Annotated in this window: 17 protein-coding genes and 1 pseudogene; 10 read left to right on the forward strand and 8 right to left on the reverse strand. The window is 59.5% G+C overall.

Annotated features, from left to right (window positions below):
- Both BN77_RS02720 and tsaD read right to left on the reverse strand, forming a co-directional pair.
- The gene (locus BN77_RS02720; protein ID WP_007528175.1) at positions 1–984 is read right to left on the reverse strand and encodes an NAD(P)H-dependent glycerol-3-phosphate dehydrogenase; all 984 of its coding nucleotides are present in this window, start codon (positions 982–984) and stop codon (positions 1–3) included.
- Positions 981–2,078: a tRNA (adenosine(37)-N6)-threonylcarbamoyltransferase complex transferase subunit TsaD gene (tsaD, locus tag BN77_RS02725; protein WP_007528177.1), complete on the reverse strand. Its 1,098-nt coding sequence runs from the start codon at positions 2,076–2,078 to the stop codon at positions 981–983. The genes BN77_RS02720 and tsaD overlap by 4 nt, the downstream gene beginning before the upstream one ends.
- Before the next feature lie 73 nt (positions 2,079–2,151).
- Here tsaD and hemC point away from each other — a divergent pair, with 73 nt between their 5' ends.
- The 7 genes from hemC (at position 2,152) to BN77_RS02760 (ending at position 8,590) form a co-directional block, all read left to right on the forward strand.
- Positions 2,152–3,081, forward strand: coding sequence for a hydroxymethylbilane synthase (gene hemC / locus BN77_RS02730; protein WP_040676645.1), 930 nt, complete (start codon positions 2,152–2,154; stop codon positions 3,079–3,081).
- Between the two features lie 7 nt (positions 3,082–3,088).
- Positions 3,089–3,796, forward strand: a complete 708-nt coding sequence (locus BN77_RS02735) for a uroporphyrinogen-III synthase (protein ID WP_007528181.1) — start codon at positions 3,089–3,091, stop codon at positions 3,794–3,796.
- 88 nt (positions 3,797–3,884) lie between these two features.
- Complete coding sequence (locus tag BN77_RS02740) at positions 3,885–5,114, forward strand: COG4223 family protein (RefSeq protein ID WP_007528182.1); 1,230 nt, start codon at positions 3,885–3,887, stop codon at positions 5,112–5,114.
- A gap of 3 nt (positions 5,115–5,117) precedes the next feature.
- Complete coding sequence (locus tag BN77_RS02745; protein WP_007528184.1) at positions 5,118–6,710, forward strand: heme biosynthesis protein HemY; 1,593 nt, start codon at positions 5,118–5,120, stop codon at positions 6,708–6,710.
- A 15-nt stretch (positions 6,711–6,725) separates the two neighbouring features.
- Positions 6,726–7,211, forward strand: a complete 486-nt coding sequence (locus BN77_RS02750) for a tellurite resistance TerB family protein (protein WP_007528185.1) — start codon at positions 6,726–6,728, stop codon at positions 7,209–7,211.
- Positions 7,201–7,959 carry a glutamine amidotransferase gene (locus tag BN77_RS02755; protein WP_007528187.1) on the forward strand — a complete coding sequence of 253 codons (759 nt, stop codon included), beginning with the start codon at positions 7,201–7,203 and terminating at the stop codon, positions 7,957–7,959. Before BN77_RS02750 ends, BN77_RS02755 begins: the two co-directional genes overlap by 11 nt.
- 145 nt (positions 7,960–8,104) lie before the next feature.
- Positions 8,105–8,590, forward strand: a complete 486-nt coding sequence (locus BN77_RS02760) for a RidA family protein (RefSeq protein ID WP_007528188.1) — start codon at positions 8,105–8,107, stop codon at positions 8,588–8,590.
- Positions 8,591–8,602: 12 nt separating this feature from the next.
- Here BN77_RS02760 and BN77_RS02765 read toward each other — a convergent pair whose 3' ends face one another.
- Positions 8,603–9,844 (reverse strand): MFS transporter, encoded by a 1,242-nt coding sequence (locus tag BN77_RS02765; RefSeq protein ID WP_007528190.1) that lies wholly within the window; start codon positions 9,842–9,844, stop codon positions 8,603–8,605.
- 139 nt (positions 9,845–9,983) lie between these two features.
- Between BN77_RS02765 and BN77_RS02770 the strand changes: the two genes are divergently transcribed.
- Together BN77_RS02770 and BN77_RS02775 are read left to right on the forward strand one after the other, a co-directional pair.
- Positions 9,984–10,274 carry a YggT family protein gene (locus BN77_RS02770; RefSeq protein WP_016556606.1) on the forward strand — a complete coding sequence of 97 codons (291 nt, stop codon included), beginning with the start codon at positions 9,984–9,986 and terminating at the stop codon, positions 10,272–10,274.
- A complete protein-coding gene (locus tag BN77_RS02775; RefSeq protein ID WP_007528195.1) occupies positions 10,271–10,585 on the forward strand; it encodes a DUF167 domain-containing protein in 315 nt (104 codons plus the stop codon). Before BN77_RS02770 ends, BN77_RS02775 begins: the two co-directional genes overlap by 4 nt.
- On the opposite strand, the gene ppa is transcribed toward BN77_RS02775, so the two are convergent.
- The 5 genes and pseudogenes from ppa to BN77_RS02800 form a co-directional block, all read right to left on the reverse strand.
- Positions 10,586–11,122, reverse strand: coding sequence for an inorganic diphosphatase (gene ppa / locus BN77_RS02780; protein WP_007528196.1), 537 nt, complete (start codon positions 11,120–11,122; stop codon positions 10,586–10,588).
- A gap of 183 nt (positions 11,123–11,305) precedes the next feature.
- A complete protein-coding gene (locus BN77_RS02785; RefSeq protein ID WP_007528197.1) occupies positions 11,306–11,812 on the reverse strand; it encodes a GNAT family N-acetyltransferase in 507 nt (168 codons plus the stop codon).
- Positions 11,813–12,013: 201 nt separating this feature from the next.
- Positions 12,014–13,834 carry a translational GTPase TypA gene (gene typA, locus BN77_RS02790; RefSeq protein WP_007528198.1) on the reverse strand — a complete coding sequence of 607 codons (1,821 nt, stop codon included), beginning with the start codon at positions 13,832–13,834 and terminating at the stop codon, positions 12,014–12,016.
- 122 nt (positions 13,835–13,956) lie between these two features.
- Positions 13,957–14,127, reverse strand: a pseudogene (locus BN77_RS02795) (alkaline phosphatase D family protein); the annotation flags it as partial.
- A 69-nt stretch (positions 14,128–14,196) separates the two neighbouring features.
- Positions 14,197–16,284 carry a M3 family metallopeptidase gene (locus BN77_RS02800; RefSeq protein ID WP_007528200.1) on the reverse strand — a complete coding sequence of 696 codons (2,088 nt, stop codon included), beginning with the start codon at positions 16,282–16,284 and terminating at the stop codon, positions 14,197–14,199.
- Between the two features lie 213 nt (positions 16,285–16,497).
- On the opposite strand from BN77_RS02800, the gene BN77_RS02805 reads away from it, so the two are divergent.
- Positions 16,498–16,923 (forward strand): hypothetical protein, encoded by a 426-nt coding sequence (locus BN77_RS02805; RefSeq protein ID WP_007528201.1) that lies wholly within the window; start codon positions 16,498–16,500, stop codon positions 16,921–16,923.

Raw genomic sequence — 16,923 nt, forward strand, 5'->3', positions numbered from 1 at the left:
CTATTCGGTCGTAATTGGGCGCGTCATGAGCTGATCGATGGCCTCGGCAATGCCGAGTTTGCCTTCGATGATAGCGGAAACGGCATCGGTAATCGGCATGCTGACACCGAGCGATTGTGCAAGACGCGATGCGACGGCTGCCGCAAATGCGCCCTCGACGAGCTCGCCATGGGCAGCGTCAACGGTCTCGCCGCGACCGAGAGCAATGCCAAAGCGCAGGTTACGGGATTGATGACTGGTCGCCGTCAGCACTAGGTCGCCGAGACCGGACAGCCCACGCACGGTATCCGCCTGTCCGCCCTTGGCGAACACGAAACGCGACATTTCGGCAAGCCCGCGAGCAATCAGCGCCGCGCGCGCCGAGTCGCCGATGCCGGCGCCCTCGACGATGCCGCAGGCGATCGCCAGAACATTCTTCAGTGCGCCACCGAGCTGCACGCCAATCCGGTCAGACGAGGCATAGAGCCGGAACGTCCGGCCGGAAATCGCGTTGGCCAGCCTTTCGGCGACACCTATTTCGACTGCAGCAATCGCCATGGCCGTCGGCAGTCCCTTGGCGATATCGGCCGCAAAGCCAGGTCCTGACAGAACGGCAACGCGATGACCCGGTATTTCGCGCTCGAGCATGTCAGTCAGCAGATTGCCTGTCGCCCGCTCGATTCCCTTGGCGCAGGTAACGACTATGGCATTGCTCGCCAGATAGGGTCGATATTGTCTCGCCGCATCGGCCTGCGCTTGTGAAGGCATCGCGAAGAGTACGATGTCGGCATCGGCGATCGCATCGGGTTCGGCGGAAAAGACAAGCGACTCCGGCAACGCGATACCCGGCAAGACGGCATCGTGCAAATGCTCTGCTCTCAGGTCCGCGATCAGTTGCGGATCTCGACCGACGAGTGTCACCGCGTTACGCTCGGTCAGCGCGATCACGGCGGCAAGCGCGGTCCCGAAAGCACCAGCTCCGATAACGGCAATCCTTTCGCTCATGCTTTCGCTCCCCGTTTGCCGAAGCCAAGCATCGTTTCGGCCTTGGAATCCAGAGGCCAGCGCGAGCGCGGCTGCACATCGAGATCATCGGGGGCGACGCCTGTCGCCATCCGCTCCAGACCTGCCCAGGCGATCATGACTGCGTTGTCGGTGCACAATCGCAGTGGCGGCGCGACAAAGCAAAAACCATGCTTGTCGCAAAGCGACTGCAGGGTGCTCCGAACTTCCATATTGGCGGCCACGCCGCCGGCGACTACGAGGGCTCGCCCACCGTCGACCCGCGGAAACTCAGCCTTGAACCGCTCGAGCCCGCGCCCTATCCGATCTTTCAGCGTTCGCGAGATCGCCTTCTGGAAGGATGCACAGATGTCAGCGACATCCTGCTCCGTCAACGGAGCTATCTCGGTTGCCGCCTGACGCACCGCCGTCTTCAAACCGGAAAATGAAAAGTTGAGCTTGGTCTCTCCGACGAGCGGCCGGGGAAAATTGAAGCGATCCGGATCGCCGCTCTTGGCCGCTCGCTCGACCGCCGGCCCACCAGGGTAGGGCAGGCTCAGTAATTTCGCCGTTTTGTCGAAGGCTTCGCCGAGCGCATCGTCGATCGTCGTGCCCCAGCGTTCATATTGCCCAACACCGCGGACGAGAATAAGCTGCGTATGGCCGCCCGAAACGAGCAACATCAGATACGGGAATGCGAGCCCATTCGTCAGCCGCGCCGTCAAGGCGTGGCCCTCGAGGTGGTTGACTGCATAGAGCGGTTTCCCGGACGCCCTAGCGATCGCCTTCCCGGTCATCAGGCCGACGAGTAGACCGCCGATGAGGCCAGGCCCCGAGGTTGCCGCGATCGCATCGATATCGGAGAGCGATACGTTGGCACGTTTTAAGGCTTCGTCGATCAACGTATCGAGGGCTTCAACATGGGCGCGAGCGGCGATCTCCGGCACGACGCCGCCATAGGCGCTGTGCTCCTCAAGCTGGCTCAGGACGACATCCGAACGCACCGTCGGTTGCCCGTCGACAGCTCGTTCGACCACTGCAGCAGCGGTTTCGTCGCAGCTTGTTTCGATGCCGAGGATGCGTAGAAAGGGCGCCATGTAACCTGATCGTTGATTGCGATGGGTCTTAAACCTGTTTACGAGGAACTCCGGTAACAACGGATCAATGCGGATGCAAACAAAACCTTTCCGGATCGGCACTCGAGGCAGCCCGTTGGCGCTCGCCCAGGCTCACGAGGCACGCGACAGGCTGATGGCGGCGCATGGACTGCCAGAAGAAATGTTCGAAATCGTCGTGCTGAGCACCAAGGGCGATCGTATCACCGACCGCTCCCTTGCCGAGATTGGCGGCAAGGGACTTTTCACGGAAGAACTGGAGCAGCAGCTCGCGAGCGGTGACCTCGACATTGCGGTGCATTCCGCCAAGGACATGCCGACACAGCTTCCGGAAGGACTCTGTCTGTCAGCCTATCTGCCGCGCGAGGATGTCCGGGACGCGGTAATCGGGCGCACGGCGCCAAAGTTGATCGACCTGCCCCAAGGCGCGACGGTGGGTTCCTCGTCACTTCGTCGCCAGGCCCTGATCCGCCGCATACGACCTGACATTAACGTCATCACCTTTCGCGGCCTCGTCGATACGCGGCTTAGAAAGCTGCAGGAAGGCAAGGTCGACGCGACGCTTCTTGCGCTTGCCGGATTGAAACGGCTCGGCAAAGTCGAGGTGATAACCGATATCCTCGCCGTGGAAACCTTTCCGCCCGCACCCGCGCAAGGCGCGATCTGCATTGAAAGCCGCATTGGTGACGCCCGCATAGACGCGCTCCTTGCTTCCGTTAACGATGCGCCAACCTTCGATGCCGTTTCCTGCGAAAGAGCCTTTCTCGCTGCCTTGGACGGCTCCTGCCGCACGCCGATCGCCGGCTATGCCTTTTGCGAAGGTGACCAGGTGCGCTTTTCTGGTTTGATTATCACACCGGACGGTCGTAACCAGCATGCCGTTACCGCCGATGGCCACAGGCGCGATGCGGCGGCATTGGGCACCCGTGCCGGGCAGGAGATCCGCGCACGCGCCGGCAGCACCTTCTTCGACGACTGGAGTTGACGTCCCGATGCGCGTGCTCGTGACCCGTCCTCAGCATTCGGGCGAGCGCACCGCCAGGCGTCTTCGCGAGCTGGGACACGAGCCGATATTGTTGCCGCTGTCGCAGCCGGTTCACGACGCAAGTGCGGCGCTAGGTGGCTTGAACATGACCAAGGGAAGCATTGCGATCACCAGCGCCGAAGCGATCAGAGTCCTTCCAACACATGCGGCCGAACTCGCCATTCATCTCGCACGTCCCGTCTTTGCGGTCGGCGATGCAACAGCCGAGGAAGCGCGGGCGATCGGTTTTACGTCCGTGACCGCATCGGGCGGCAGCGGCACCGAGCTAGCCGAAATGATTGCTAACGAGGCGGGCGGCCCCGTTTTCTATCTCGCTGGCTCGCCGAGAGCCGAGAGCTTCGAGAAACGCGCTCACGAACTCGGCCTGCAGATCACCGTGGCGGAATGCTATCGGATGGAGCCGACGTCGATCGCCCAACAAACACTCGAAGTGATCTTCACACATCAGTTGCCGCACGCGATCCTCCTTTATTCACGCCAGACAGCCGAAATTTTCTTCCGTACCGCCGGCGCGCAGATGCGTTCCGGCCGCACAGATGGAATACGTCTTCTTTGTCTCAGCAAGGCAGTTGCCGAGGTTGTCCCAGTGTCTTTCCAAGGCGCAGTGAGCATCGCCAGCATGCCGGAGGAAAGCAGCCTTCTGTCGCTCCTTTGAGCGCTTGCGCGCCCAAATTTTATCTAACCTCTTTCCTTAACTCCCGTCACTGACTAGTTTCGTTACATTGCATATGTAAGAGGATCTCATGGCACCAGGAAATCCGCCTCGCCACTCGAAGAGCACCGAAGAGCCGGTTACGCTCGATCTGGAAGCGCAGGAATTTGCCACTGCCGGGGATGCCGAAACGAAAGCCGAGGAGCCTGCCGATGTGCTGGGTACCGGCGCCGCGGATGAGCCTCCGGCGCAGCCTGAACTGTCGGGCAAGCCGTTGCCTGACGAAACGTCGTCCGCCGCGGCTGAACCCGAGCCCGAAACGAATGAGCCGGTTCCGCCCACGCCGCCCGCCCCCCAGCGCAGTACATCAGGCCTGATCGCCGCCGGTATTGTGGGCGGGCTGATCGCGCTGGCCGGCGCAGGCGCTGTTCAATATGCCGGATACCTGCCAGGCTCATCCGCGCCCGCGACACCATCGGCTGATGTCGCCAATTTGTCGGCCGAGGTGGACGGCCTCAAGCAATTCGTTGCCAATCTCGCCGCTACCCCTTCAACGCCCGATAATGATGCGCTGGAACGACGCATCGCGGCATTAGAGACAGTGGCCAAGACCACACCTACTGCTGCTGCAGCCGACACGACGGCGGTCGACGCTCTCAACCAGAAGATCGCCGACTTGACCGGCCAGATCGATCAGCTGCGTCGCGCCGTTACTCAAGCCGCGGAACAGAAGACCTCCGTCGGTGCCGATATCCAGCAACGTCTGGCCGACGCGGAGAAGAAGCTGAACGAGCCACGGCAGGACGTTGCCGTTGCCAAGGCGATCGCGGCCGCCGAGTTGAAGGCAGCAATCGACCGCGGCGGGCCATTCATTGCAGAGCTTGACACGTTCGCCAGCGTATCCCCGGATGATCCGGTTACCGCGGATCTGCGCAACTTCGCCCAAACCGGCGTCCCCTCGCGCACGGAGCTGATCCGCCAAGTTCCGGATGTTGCGAACGCAATCATAGAGTCCGTCGACCAGGCCGCCCCCGACCAGAGCTGGTCGGACCGGTTGATGGCGAGCGCCAAATCGTTGGTGAAGGTCCGTCCCGTGGGTAATATCGAAGGTGCGAGCGTAGAGGCAATTGCCGCGCGCATAGAAGACAAGGTCAAGAACGGTGATCTGCAGGGCGCTGTCTCCGAGTGGGCCGGTCTTCCGGAGCCGGCGAAAAAGGCATCCGCCGCCTTCAGACAATCGCTGGAAGCCCGCATTCGCGTCGAGGATCTGGTTAGCAGTGCCCTTTCCAAGGCCGTCTCGAACGCCGGCAAGGAGGGCTGAGACATGGTCAGGCTCGTCATTTTTGCCCTCCTCATCCTCGCTTTAGGTTACGGATTTTCCTGGCTTGCCGATCGCCCCGGCGATCTATCATTGACCTGGGAAGGGCAGCTCTATGAGACCCGGTTGATTGTTGCGGCGAGCGCCTTGATCGCGCTCATCGCGGCCGTGATGGTCCTGTGGTGGCTGCTGCGAACGCTCTGGATGTCGCCCAATTCCGTCACTCGCTATTTTCGCGCTCGCAAGCGCGACCGCGGATATCAGGCGCTGTCGACCGGTCTTATTGCAGCGGGTGCCGGAAATGCGCTGATGGCGCGCAAGATGGCCGCACGTTCCCGCGGTTTGATACGTGCGAATCAGGAGCCGCTGATTGCTCTCCTGGAAGCGCAGGCGGCTTTGATCGAAGGCCGTCATGAGGAGGCCCGCGCCAAGTTCGAGGCGATGACCAACGATCCTGAAACCCGTGAACTCGGTTTGCGCGGCCTGTATCTAGAAGCGAAGCGGCTCGGCGCCAATGAGGCCGCCCGCCAATTTGCAGAAAGAGCCGCTGATAGCGCACCCTATCTGCCATGGGCCGCCCAGGCGACGCTCGAATATCGCAGCCAGGCAGGTCAATGGGACGATGCCTTGCGGCTGCTGGAACTGCAAAAGGCCGGCCGCGCTATCGACAAGACAGAGGCCGACCGGCTTCGCGCCATACTGCTAACCGCTCGCGCGACCGACAAGCTGGAGAATGACCCGGCGGGTGCGCGGGACGATGCCACGCATGCTTTAAAGCTCGCTCCGGATCTCGAGCCTTCCGCGATCATAGCGGCGAAAGCGCTGTTCCGGGAAGACAAGCTGCGCAAGGCAGCATCGATCCTCGAGCAAGCATGGAAATCGGCCCCCCACCCGGACATCGGCCGCACCTACGTGCGAGGTCGCGGCGGCGACACTGCTGCAGACCGTCTGAAACGCGCGGAGCGCTTGGAGGGGATGCGACCAAACAACGTGGAGTCGCTGCTTCTCGTGGCGCAGGCGGCGCTCGACGCGCAGGATTTCGCAAAAGCTCGCGCCAAAGCAGAAGCCGCTGCGCGTATCCAGCCGCGCGAAGCCGCCTTCCTGCTGCTCGCCGATATCGAGGAAGCAGAAACGGGAGACCAAGGCCGCGTCCGTCATTGGCTCGCTCAGGCCCTCAGAGCGCCGCGCGATCCGGCATGGGTGGCGGATGGTTTCGTTTCAGATAAATGGCTACCACTTTCACCCGTCACCGGTCGACTGGATGCATTTGTCTGGAAGGTGCCATTCGACCACGTGGAGAACGCTGGCGACCAAGGTATGGCGATCTCGATCGACAGTGCCCTGAAGACGCTGCCGCCGGTGCGCGAAGTCCGTTCGGAAAGCCCGGTCAGCGATCACCGCATCATCGAACTCGAACGGGCTGCCACTATAGCCGAGGCCGCGCGCCCGTCGCCTAAGCCGCCGGCGCCAGGCAAGCAGCCGGCAGAAACTGCAACCTCACCCGAACCACGCCCATTCTTTGGTGGCCTGCCGGACGATCCCGGCGTCCGCAACCCGGTGGCCAAGCCAGAGTCCAAGACACGGCTTCGCCTTTTCTAGACAAACAGGACCTAAATGTTCGAACGCTTTCAGGAATTCTTTCAAAATCTGACCTCCGACAATTCAAAGAAAGGTTTCGCCCCGGATGACCCGCGCATTGCGGTCGCTGCGCTTTGCATGCAGGTCATGGAAGCGGACGGGCAGGTCAAGGACAGTGAGACGAAACGACTTCGCAAGCTGCTTAAGGACCAGTACGGACTCGACCGTAAGCAGCTCGACGCCCTGATGGCAGCGGGTCAGGAGGCGGAAAGCGATGCGGTCGATTACTACCGCTTCACGTCGGATCTCAAGCGTCATCTCAACACGGAACAACGGCTTGAACTGATCGGAGTTCTCTGGGACATCGTCTATGCCGATGGCGAGCGCAGCGAGATGGAGGATGACGCGATCTGGCGCATAGCCGAACTTCTCGGGGTTTCCGCGCGCGAACGGATCCAAAAGAGGCAGGAGGCAGCCCGCCGAGTGACAGATGCCGAGGTGATCCAGGACGATGCCGACTGACCGCTTACCCGAGCACGACCCACGCCCGGTCCTGATTGTTCTCCATCAGGAGCACTCGAGTCCTGGCCGGGTAGGTCACCTGCTGGTCGAGAAGGGGTATCGGCTCGATATCCGGCGCCCGGTTCTTGGCGATAAGCTTCCCTCGACGCTTGCCGAACATGCGGGCGCCGTCGTCTTCGGCGGACCAATGAGCGCTAACGATACGGATGATTTCGTCAAGACGGAGATCAATTGGCTCGATGTGCCACTAAGAGAAAAACGCCCACTGCTCGGCATCTGCCTTGGCGCACAGATGCTGGTCAGGCAACTCGGCGGCAAGGTCCAGGCGAACGTTGATGGTTCCACCGAGATTGGCTGGTATCCTCTACGCCCGACCGAGAAAGGCCGCCTGCTGATGCACTGGCCGAGGATGGTTTATCACTTTCACCGCGAAGGCTTTGACCTGCCGCACGGCGCGGAGTTGCTGGCGGAAGGCGACACCTATCCCAATCAGGCTTTTCGCTATGACGGCCATGCCTGGGGTCTCCAGTTCCATGCTGAGCTTACGCGCGCGATGATGCATCGGTGGGTGGTTCACGGCGCGCATCGCTTCATCCTTCCGAACGCGCAGCAGGGCCGTGAACATCTCGAAGGACGAATGCTCTTCGACGCGCCGCTGAAAGCATGGTTGAATGAGTTCCTCGATATTGTTTTCGAGGGCAAGACGTCCAATTCTGTCGCAACATCCAGAGCCGCTCTCCCCGCTTAAACGTGCGCCATGCACCACGTCGTGCTAGAATCGAGTGCACTGCCACTCTGGCGATACTGACCAGCAATGCTTTCCGGTCCGAATGAGATCTTGGAATTTGCCGTGCCCGCCCAGTGACGACCAAAGCTATTTCCGGAGGAGTTCCATGGCTAACTACGAGCAGAGACTTGCCGCGATGGGATTGGTTCTACCGCAACCCCTGAAGCTGCCTTCCAACATGGTCCTTCCATTTCCCTGGGTGAATGTGCGCGGCAATCGCGCATTCGTGTCAGGCCATGGTCCGCAAAATACCGATGGCACGCCCGCCGGCCCGTTCGGAGCCGTCGGCGAGAACATCTCCATTGAGGAGGCCAAGGCATCTGCTCGGAAAGTAGCTCTTTCCATGTTGGGAAGCCTGAAGCGGGAGTTGGGCAGCCTCGATCGGATTACCGGCTGGTGCCGCGTGTTCGGCATGGTGAATTGCGCGCCGCGCTTTGCCAATCCACCAGCCGTAATCAACGGTTTCACCGAATTGATCATTGAAGTGTTCGGGCCGGAGGTGGGCAGTCACTCCCGATCTGCGATCGGCGTTGCCGGCCTGCCGCTGAACTTTCCGGTCGAAATAGAAGCAGAACTCATTATCTCGACCTGAAGACTGCCACGCTTATCCCACCCGCTCCGGCGCATCAAGTGTGTCGATTCTGCGCAGCTTTGGAAAGCTCGTGGCCCAGATTGCCGCGACGGCAAGTGTTCCAATGCCACCGATGACGACAGCAGGCACGGCGCCGAAGATGGAAGCCATCGTGCCTGCTCGAAATTCGCCGAGCTCGTTGGAGGCGCCGACGAAGACCATGTTGACGGCGTTAACCCGGCCGCGCAATTCGTCCGGCGTCCAGAGGGCGATCAGGCTCTCCCGCACATAGACGGAGACCATATCTGCCGCCCCCATAATGGCCAATGCCGCGATCGACAGTTCCCTACTGGTCGAGAACCCGAATATGACGGTGCCGATGCCGAACAGGGCGACGCCGATGAACATCGCAATGCCCACACTATGCTTGAGGGGATAGGCAGCTAGAAATATAGCCATCGCGATGGCGCCAACCCCGGGCGCCGAACGCAACAGGCCGAGGCCCCAAGGGCCGAGTGTCAGGATATCGCGCGCAAAGATAGGCATCAGCGCCGTCGCGCCGCCGAGCAGTACCGCGAAGAGATCGAGCGATATCGCACCCAGAACGACTTTCTCGGCACGGATGAAGCGGAAGCCGCCAAGGATCATATCCCAACTCTTGGCTTCACCCATTGTCTTCTGCGGCGGTTTGGGGATCATATAGAGCAGGGCCGCACCCAGAGCAGCGAAGACGACAGCAACTGTGTAGGCCGTATGAGGGTTGATCCCGTACAACAGACCGCCAAGAACAGGGCCCGTGATTGCCGCCAGCTGCCATGAAGACGAATTCCAGGCGATGGCATTCGACAGATCCTGTGGCGGCACAAGGTTCGGCGCCAGCGACTGCACGGCCGGCGACATGAAGGCACGCTCGACGCCGAAGACCAGCAGAACGGCAAACACAGGCAGCGGTGAGAACGTGCCGGTTATCGTCATCAACAGCAGCGCCAGCGTACAAAGCGCGCTGACGAGCGAGCAGAGGGCGGCGATAACACGCCGATTGTGCTGGTCGGCGACGGATCCGGTGACTAGGATCAGGACCAGCGACGGCAAAAATTGCACAAGGCCAATCAGGCCAAGGTAAATCGCACTGCGCGTCTGATCATACATCTGCCAGCCGACGGCTACACTGACGATCTGCTGCGAAAAGGACAGAAGAAACCGCGCGAAAAAGAACCGGGTGTAAGACGGATGCCGGAACGCGGCAAAACGATCTCCGGTTGGCGAAAAGGACATGGAAGTTTTCCAGGACAACAAGCCAGACGCCAACGCACGACGCCGCGATTAAACATGATTTACAATGCGTTTCGAGACAGCACTTGCCCGTTTAGTCGCCAATGTCTACATGTCTGTCAACAACGAACTGGAGACGGCAATGCTTGCGCTTTTTCAAACCATTGATTTGGCGTTGAATCTCTACACTTGGGTGCTGATTGCCAGCGCCATCTTTTCCTGGCTGTATGCGTTCAACGTAATCAACTCCAGCAATCAGTTCGTCAATTCGGTCGGCATGTTCCTCTACAACGTGACCGAACCGCTGCTGCGACCGATCCGCCGCGTGCTGCCGAACCTCGGCGGCATCGATATCTCGCCAATCATCCTACTGCTGATCATCTTCTTCGTGCGCTCGCTGATGTGGAATTCGATCTTCCCGTTGGTAGCATGAACCGGCCCTGGGCTGTATTCACCGACCATATAGCTCTGACGGTTCGTCTGACGCCAAACGGCGGACGCGATGCTATCGACGGCGTGGAGACGGACGGCGACGGCAAGCCCCACCTCAAAGTAAAAGTGACTGCCGTTCCCGAGAAGGGCAAGGCGAACAAAGCGTTGGTCGCACTGATGGCCAAGTCGCTTAGTGTCCCAAAGTCGTTGGTCAGTCTCGCGTCAGGCGAGACGTCGCGTAAAAAAATCCTCCGGATCGATGGCGATCCGGAGGATTTGATCAGGAAACTGAAAGACCTTATCGAGTGCTGATCACGCCTTTTTTTTCTTGAAGCGTTCGATCGCCTCAAGGATCAGCTGTCCGGCTTCTGTTGAGTCACCCCAACCGTAGATCTTCACCCACTTGCCCGGCTCGAGATCCTTGTAGTGCTCGAAAAAGTGCTCGATCTGCTTCAAGGTGATCTCCGGAAGATCGGTGTGGTCTTTCACCTTTTCGTAACGCAGCGTCAGCTTCGGCGACGGGACGGCGATGATCTTCTCGTCCTTGCCGGAATTGTCTTCCATCTTGAGCACGCCGATCGGGCGCACGTTGATGACACAGCCAGGAACGAGCGGACGCGTACTGGCGATCAAGACGTCGATCGGATCGCCGTCCTCAGATAGCGTATGCGGCACGAAACCGTAATTGCCTGGATAGGTCATCGGCGTATAGAGGAAACGATCGACGACGAGCGTACCTGCTTCCTTGTCCATCTCGTACTTGATCGGGTGGCCGCCGACGGGCACCTCAACGATTACGTTGACATCTTCCGGCGGGTTCTTGCCGATGGAAATCGCGTCAATGCGCATAGAGCTTCCCTCTAAAGGTTGAGTCGATGGTTGCCAGATACTGGGAATCATCCCGCAACGCAACATGCCAAGTCGGCAATTTGCGTCGCCGCCAAGGCTCGTCGCCATGTTGCTTGAAGCGAGTAACCCGGCCTGACTTTCGAGTTCGATTTTCGCGAAAGAGCGTAGACTAGGAAATCGGCATCAACCCCAGATGAAGCCGATTTTCTTCAGCTGCTTCTGGTCGAACGTTTCCATGCCCTCGCAATAGTCGATACCACCGTGGCTGCGATAGAACTGCGCGCCGGTCTCATTTTCTTCGAGACACCAGACAACCAGACCATTGCAACCAAGCGACTTCAAAAGCCGTCTTGCTTCACCAAAAAGCATGTGTCCGAGCCCAATGCCCTGGTATTCCGGCCGAAGATAGAGCTCGTAGATCTCACCTTCCTGGGGAAGCGCACGAGCACGATTGAGACCAAGCGTAGCATAGCCCGCGACCGTACCAGCGACATCCAGAACGAGCAGCGTGGCAGGCCCGCGGGTCGCCTTGCGCCACCAATTCTCACCGCGACGCTCGATCATCTGCCGCAATGCACGATGCGGAATAATCCCCGCGTAAGTGTGCTGCCACGCAAGCCGATGCACTTCCGATATGGCTCGGGAATCGTGCGGTTCGGCCCGCCGAACATCGATCGACAACGTCTTCATAACGCGTACTCTGGTCCCATTGGCGGCAATTAACCATATGCGCGCCGCGCATTCAGGCCTCTTGCCCACAGGCTTAACATGTGGACGACACCTGAAATTTAACGCTTTTTTAACTATTGCGACAAGCGAGATTCGGCAAACTGCACAAATAAAAAACCCCGGCTCAATGGCCGGGGTTGAAGGCTGAAAGACTTCAGCGGCTTAGGCCGACTTGGCCTTTTCGAAGCGCTTGCGGTCGTTGGCGTCAAGATACATCTTGCGCAGACGGATCGATTTCGGCGTCACTTCGACCAGCTCGTCATCCTGGATCCAGGAGAGTGCGCGCTCGAGCGTCATACGGATCGGCGGCGTAAGCTTGACGGCTTCGTCCTTGCCGGCAGCGCGGATGTTCGTGAGCTTCTTGCCCTTCAGCACGTTGACCTCGAGGTCGTTGTCACGGCTGTGGATGCCGATGATCATGCCCATGTAGACCTTTTCGCCGGCGTCGATGATCATCGGACCACGGTCTTCCAGGTTGAACAGAGCGTAGGCAACGGCTTCGCCGGCTTCGTTTGCGAGCAGAACACCGTTGATGCGGCCACCGATCTCACCCTTGTATGGCTGGTAGTCATGGAACAGACGGTTCATCACGGCAGTGCCGCGAGTATCCGTCAGGAGTTCCGACTGGTAGCCGATCAGGCCGCGGGTCGGCGCGTAGAAGCGCAGGCGAACGCGGTTGCCGCCCGACGGACGCAGCTCGACCATCTCGGCCTTGCGCTCGGACATCTTCTGGACAACGACGCCGGAATGCTCTTCGTCGACGTCGATGACGACTTCTTCGATCGGCTCCATCATCTGGCCTGTCGCTTCGTCCTTGTGCATGACGACGCGCGGACGCGACACGGCAAGCTCGAAGCCTTCGCGACGCATGTTTTCGATCAGAACGGCGAGCTGCAGTTCGCCGCGGCCCGACACGAAGAACGAATCCTTGTCCGGAGACTCTTCGATCTTCAGCGCGACATTGCCTTCGGCTTCCTTGAATAGGCGGTCACGGATGACGCGCGAGGTGACCTTGTCGCCTTCGGTGCCGGCAAGCGGGCTGTCGTTGACGATGAAGGACATGGTAACGGTCGGCGGGTCGATCGGCTGTGCCGCCATCGGCTCGGTGATGGCAGGATCGCAGAACGTGTCGGCGACGGTGCCCTTGGAGAGGCCGGCGATCGCGACGATGTCGCCGGCATGCGCTTCTTCGATCGGCGTGCGCTCGATGCCTCGGAATGCGAGGATCTTCGAGATGCGACCGCTTTCGATCAGCTTACCGTCCTGGCCGAGAACCTTGACCGCCTGGTTCGGCTTGATCGAGCCGGAAGCGATACGGCCGGTGATAATGCGGCCGAGGAAGTTGTTGGCTTCAAGGATCGTGCCGATCATGCGGAACGGACCTTCTTCGACCTTCGGCTCCGGAACGTGCTGAATGACGAGGTCGAGCAGCGGCTTCAGACCTTCTTCCTGCGAACCGTTCGGATCGGTGTTCATCCAGCCAGAGCGGCCCGAACCGTAGAGGATCGGGAAGTCGAGCTGCTCGTCGGTTGCGTCGAGTGCCGCGAACAGATCGAACACTTCGTTAACGACTTCATCGATACGGGCGTCCGGACGGTCGACCTTGTTAATCGCAACGATCGGGCGAAGCCCGACCTTCAGCGCCTTGCCGACAACGAACTTGGTCTGCGGCATCGGACCCTCTGCGGCGTCCACGAGAACGATCGCACCATCCACCATCGAGAGAATACGCTCGACTTCACCGCCGAAGTCGGCGTGACCGGGAGTGTCCACGATGTTGATGCGGGTGTCCTTCCACTCGATCGACGTCGCCTTGGCTAGAATCGTGATGCCGCGTTCCTTTTCGATGTCGTTGGAGTCCATGACGCGTTCCATGACGCGCTGGTTCTCGCGGAACGAACCGGACTGTTTCAGGAGCTCGTCAACCAAGGTCGTCTTGCCATGGTCAACGTGCGCGATAATCGCGATGTTGCGAAGTGCCATATGTCTAGATCTCTGAGGCTGGGGCGCCGCGCTGGGAGAAGGCGCCAATTTCATTTGGGCGGCTCATACAGTGTTTTTCGCTTTTGCGAAAGGGGGGAGCCCCTGATTGACTGCTTGTATGCTCAGCTCGATACCTGCGGGGCGATAACCGTTCGCCACAGTTCCGTGTCGTTCCGATCCATCAACCTTACGGTCGGTTGCTGGGTCTGCCCGTCGATGTCGACGATCCCAAAGAACTGCATGCCGGCCGACGGTGGCAGCTTTTGCTGCGCCGACCCTATGGCGCCCGTCATGTCATCCTCTCTTGAAGATGGCATGACGGTTGTTGCAAACTTCGACGACAGTTTTATTAAGCGATCGCCTCAAGCATCACTGCCGGACAGTTCCTCGAAGGTCGCAAGCCCCTTCTTCACCAGCATGGCATCCGGGCTCGGCAATTTGCCGCGAAAGGCCTTGTAGGCCTCCTCGGGATCAATCGCGCCGCCGACGGAATAGATGTTGTCCTTGAGCTTGACGGCCATCTCGCGATTGAATGCGTCGCCGGTTTCCTCGAACGCGGCAAAGGCATCCGCATCGAGAACTTCGGACCACATGTAGGAATAGTAGCCGGCTGAATAACCGCCGGAGAAGATGTGTTGGAAGTGCGGCGACGCATGACGCATGACAATCGACTTCGGCATGCCGAGCTCCGACAGCACCTCGGACTGCACTGCCATTGGATCCTCGACCTTGTCGCGAGTGTGGAACGCCATGTCGACAAGCGCAGACGAGGTAAACTCGACCGTATTGAAGCCGGAATTGAACGTCCGCGCCGCCAGAACCTTGTCGAGCAAAGCCTGCGGCATCGGCTCGCCGGTTTCAAAGTGCACGGCATATTGCTTCAGGATCGCGGGCACTGTCAGCCAGTGTTCGTAAAGCTGTGACGGCAATTCCACGAAATCTCGCGAGACGCCCGTGCCCGAAACTGAGGGATAGGTAACATTAGATAGCATCCCATGGAGCGCATGGCCGAATTCGTGGAACAGCGTGCGTGCGTCGTCCAGCGACAGGAGCGCCGGCTTGCCTTCAGCAGGCTTCGCGAAATTGCAGACATTGTAGATGATCGGCAGTTCGCCGTGACGGCCGTTCTTCAACGGCAGCTTGTGCTGCGACTGAAACGAACTCATCCAGGCGCCGGAACGCTTCGAACCGCGGGCGAAATAGTCGCCAAGGAAGAGCGCCACCAGCCTATCTTCGCGATCGCGGATCTCGAAGACGCGCACATCGGGATGATAGGCCGGAACCCCCTTCTTCTCGACGGCGCGAATGCCGAACAACCGGCCGGCAACATCGAAGCTGGCGTCGATGATCTTCTCAAGCTGCAGATAAGGCTTCAGCTCAGCCTCGGAGAAATTGAACCGCTGCGCCCGGATCTTTTCGGCATAGTGCCGCCAATCCCAGGGCATGACGTCGTGGTTCTTGCCTTCGGCGGCGATCAGCTTGGCAATGTCTGCTTCTTCCTCGCCTGCACGCTTGACCGCCTTTGCCCAAACCTGCCGCAGCAAATGGTTCACGGCTTCGGGCGTCTTTGCCATCGTGTTGTCGAGTTTAAGTTCAGCAAAGTTGGCATAACCGAGCAGCTTTGCTACCTCGTTGCGGAGCGCGAGCGCATCACGGATGATGCCGCGATTATCGCTCGCGCCATCATTCTCGCCGCGCGCAACCCAGGCCTTGAAGGTCAGTTCCCTCAGGTCCCGCCGCTCCGAGAAGGTAAGAAACGGCTCGATGATCGAGCGTGAGAGGGTCACGGCAAACTTGCCTTCTTCCCCACGCTCTCGCGCAGCCGCCGCCATCGCATCCTTTAGGAAATCGGGAATGCCGTCGAGATCAGCGCCGTCGGAAAGGATCAGCGCCCAGTTTTTCTCGTCGGCGAGTACGTTCTGACCGAACTGGGTGCCGAGACCGGCAAGCTTCTCGTTGATTCCCGCGAGCTTCTCCTGCTCCGTTTTCGGCAACTTCGCGCCCGATTTGACGAAGCCCTTCCAGTGGCGCTCCAAAACGCGCGTCTGCTCCAGGGTCAGCCCAAGGCTTTCGCGCGCTTCCCACAACGCATCGATACGGGCAAAGAGCGCCGCGTTCATGCCGATCTTGGAATAGTGTCGGGACATCTTTGGCGAGATGTCCCGTTCCAGCGCCTGGATCGTATCGTTGGTATGTGCACCCGCCCGGTTCCAGAAAAGGGCCGAAACGCGCGACAGCTCATCGCCCGCAATCTCGAGCGCAACGACGGTGTTCTCGAATGTCGGCACCTCGGGGTTACCCGCGATCGCGTCAATCTCTCTCTCATGCGCTGAAAGCGCTGCATCGAAGGCAGGAGCAAAGTCGCTATCGTTGAGAGCATCGAAACGCGGCAGACCGTGGAGACCATTCCATTCGATAAGTGCCGGGTTGATTTCTGGGGTGGAAGGCATGAGGGGATCCTTTGTGGCAGAAAGCTGAACAGGCAATATAGGGATGCGCATCCGCAATTGGTATTGCCGATCAGACGCTCATCTCCAGGCCAAACTGCGAAAAGTTCACGGCAAGAAATGATGCATAAGAATTAACTAATCGTTGACGATTGACGTAGGTTCGCCGCGCGCGGTAGCTTCAGGCCATCATCTTTTTGCAAGTGGATACGCGTCATGGAAATCCTTTCTGTGCGGTCTTCGCCGAATTTTCTTTTCAGAAGAAACTCCGATAAATCTAACAATTACAACGAAGCGCAATTCGGCACGGCGACGAAATCCCCGACGGCATTCCACATCGATGAACCGAACGCTGATACGCCGGATTTTTCCGCCATCAGCGCCAGCGAACTGCGTCAATATGCAAGGCAGAGCCTCGATGCCGGTGCGATCGATCAGGATACGTTTGCCGCGATCTCCGAGCCGCTGCCGATGCGGACGATCGATCCGTCAGGCAACATTCTCGACCTATCAGATATTTCCGACGCGACAAGCTTCAATTTCCGGGATTACTACAAGGACCAGCTCCAGATCGCGACATCGATCGGCGACCCGCAAGCGGTGGCACGGCTCGATTCCGTTGTCAGCTTCCTCAACGTCTGA

The sequence above is a fragment of the Rhizobium mesoamericanum STM3625 genome, from assembly GCF_000312665.1.
Lineage (GTDB): Bacteria > Pseudomonadota > Alphaproteobacteria > Rhizobiales > Rhizobiaceae > Rhizobium > Rhizobium mesoamericanum.

What these genes read in the sequence shown, in the direction of transcription:
- BN77_RS02720 (WP_007528175.1), bottom strand. Translation starts at nt 984, where the DNA reads ATGAGCGAAAGGATTGCCGTTATCGGAGCTGGTGCTTTCGGGACCGCG.
- tsaD (WP_007528177.1), bottom strand. Translation starts at nt 2,078, where the DNA reads ATGGCGCCCTTTCTACGCATCCTCGGCATCGAAACAAGCTGCGACGAA.
- hemC (WP_040676645.1), top strand. Translation starts at nt 2,152, where the DNA reads ATGCAAACAAAACCTTTCCGGATCGGCACTCGAGGCAGCCCGTTGGCG.
- BN77_RS02735 (WP_007528181.1), top strand. Translation starts at nt 3,089, where the DNA reads ATGCGCGTGCTCGTGACCCGTCCTCAGCATTCGGGCGAGCGCACCGCC.
- BN77_RS02740 (WP_007528182.1), top strand. Translation starts at nt 3,885, where the DNA reads ATGGCACCAGGAAATCCGCCTCGCCACTCGAAGAGCACCGAAGAGCCG.
- BN77_RS02745 (WP_007528184.1), top strand. Translation starts at nt 5,118, where the DNA reads ATGGTCAGGCTCGTCATTTTTGCCCTCCTCATCCTCGCTTTAGGTTAC.
- BN77_RS02750 (WP_007528185.1), top strand. Translation starts at nt 6,726, where the DNA reads ATGTTCGAACGCTTTCAGGAATTCTTTCAAAATCTGACCTCCGACAAT.
- BN77_RS02755 (WP_007528187.1), top strand. Translation starts at nt 7,201, where the DNA reads ATGCCGACTGACCGCTTACCCGAGCACGACCCACGCCCGGTCCTGATT.
- BN77_RS02760 (WP_007528188.1), top strand. Translation starts at nt 8,105, where the DNA reads ATGGCTAACTACGAGCAGAGACTTGCCGCGATGGGATTGGTTCTACCG.
- BN77_RS02765 (WP_007528190.1), bottom strand. Translation starts at nt 9,844, where the DNA reads ATGTCCTTTTCGCCAACCGGAGATCGTTTTGCCGCGTTCCGGCATCCG.
- BN77_RS02770 (WP_016556606.1), top strand. Translation starts at nt 9,984, where the DNA reads ATGCTTGCGCTTTTTCAAACCATTGATTTGGCGTTGAATCTCTACACT.
- BN77_RS02775 (WP_007528195.1), top strand. Translation starts at nt 10,271, where the DNA reads ATGAACCGGCCCTGGGCTGTATTCACCGACCATATAGCTCTGACGGTT.
- ppa (WP_007528196.1), bottom strand. Translation starts at nt 11,122, where the DNA reads ATGCGCATTGACGCGATTTCCATCGGCAAGAACCCGCCGGAAGATGTC.
- BN77_RS02785 (WP_007528197.1), bottom strand. Translation starts at nt 11,812, where the DNA reads ATGAAGACGTTGTCGATCGATGTTCGGCGGGCCGAACCGCACGATTCC.
- typA (WP_007528198.1), bottom strand. Translation starts at nt 13,834, where the DNA reads ATGGCACTTCGCAACATCGCGATTATCGCGCACGTTGACCATGGCAAG.
- BN77_RS02800 (WP_007528200.1), bottom strand. Translation starts at nt 16,284, where the DNA reads ATGCCTTCCACCCCAGAAATCAACCCGGCACTTATCGAATGGAATGGT.
- BN77_RS02805 (WP_007528201.1), top strand. Translation starts at nt 16,498, where the DNA reads ATGGAAATCCTTTCTGTGCGGTCTTCGCCGAATTTTCTTTTCAGAAGA.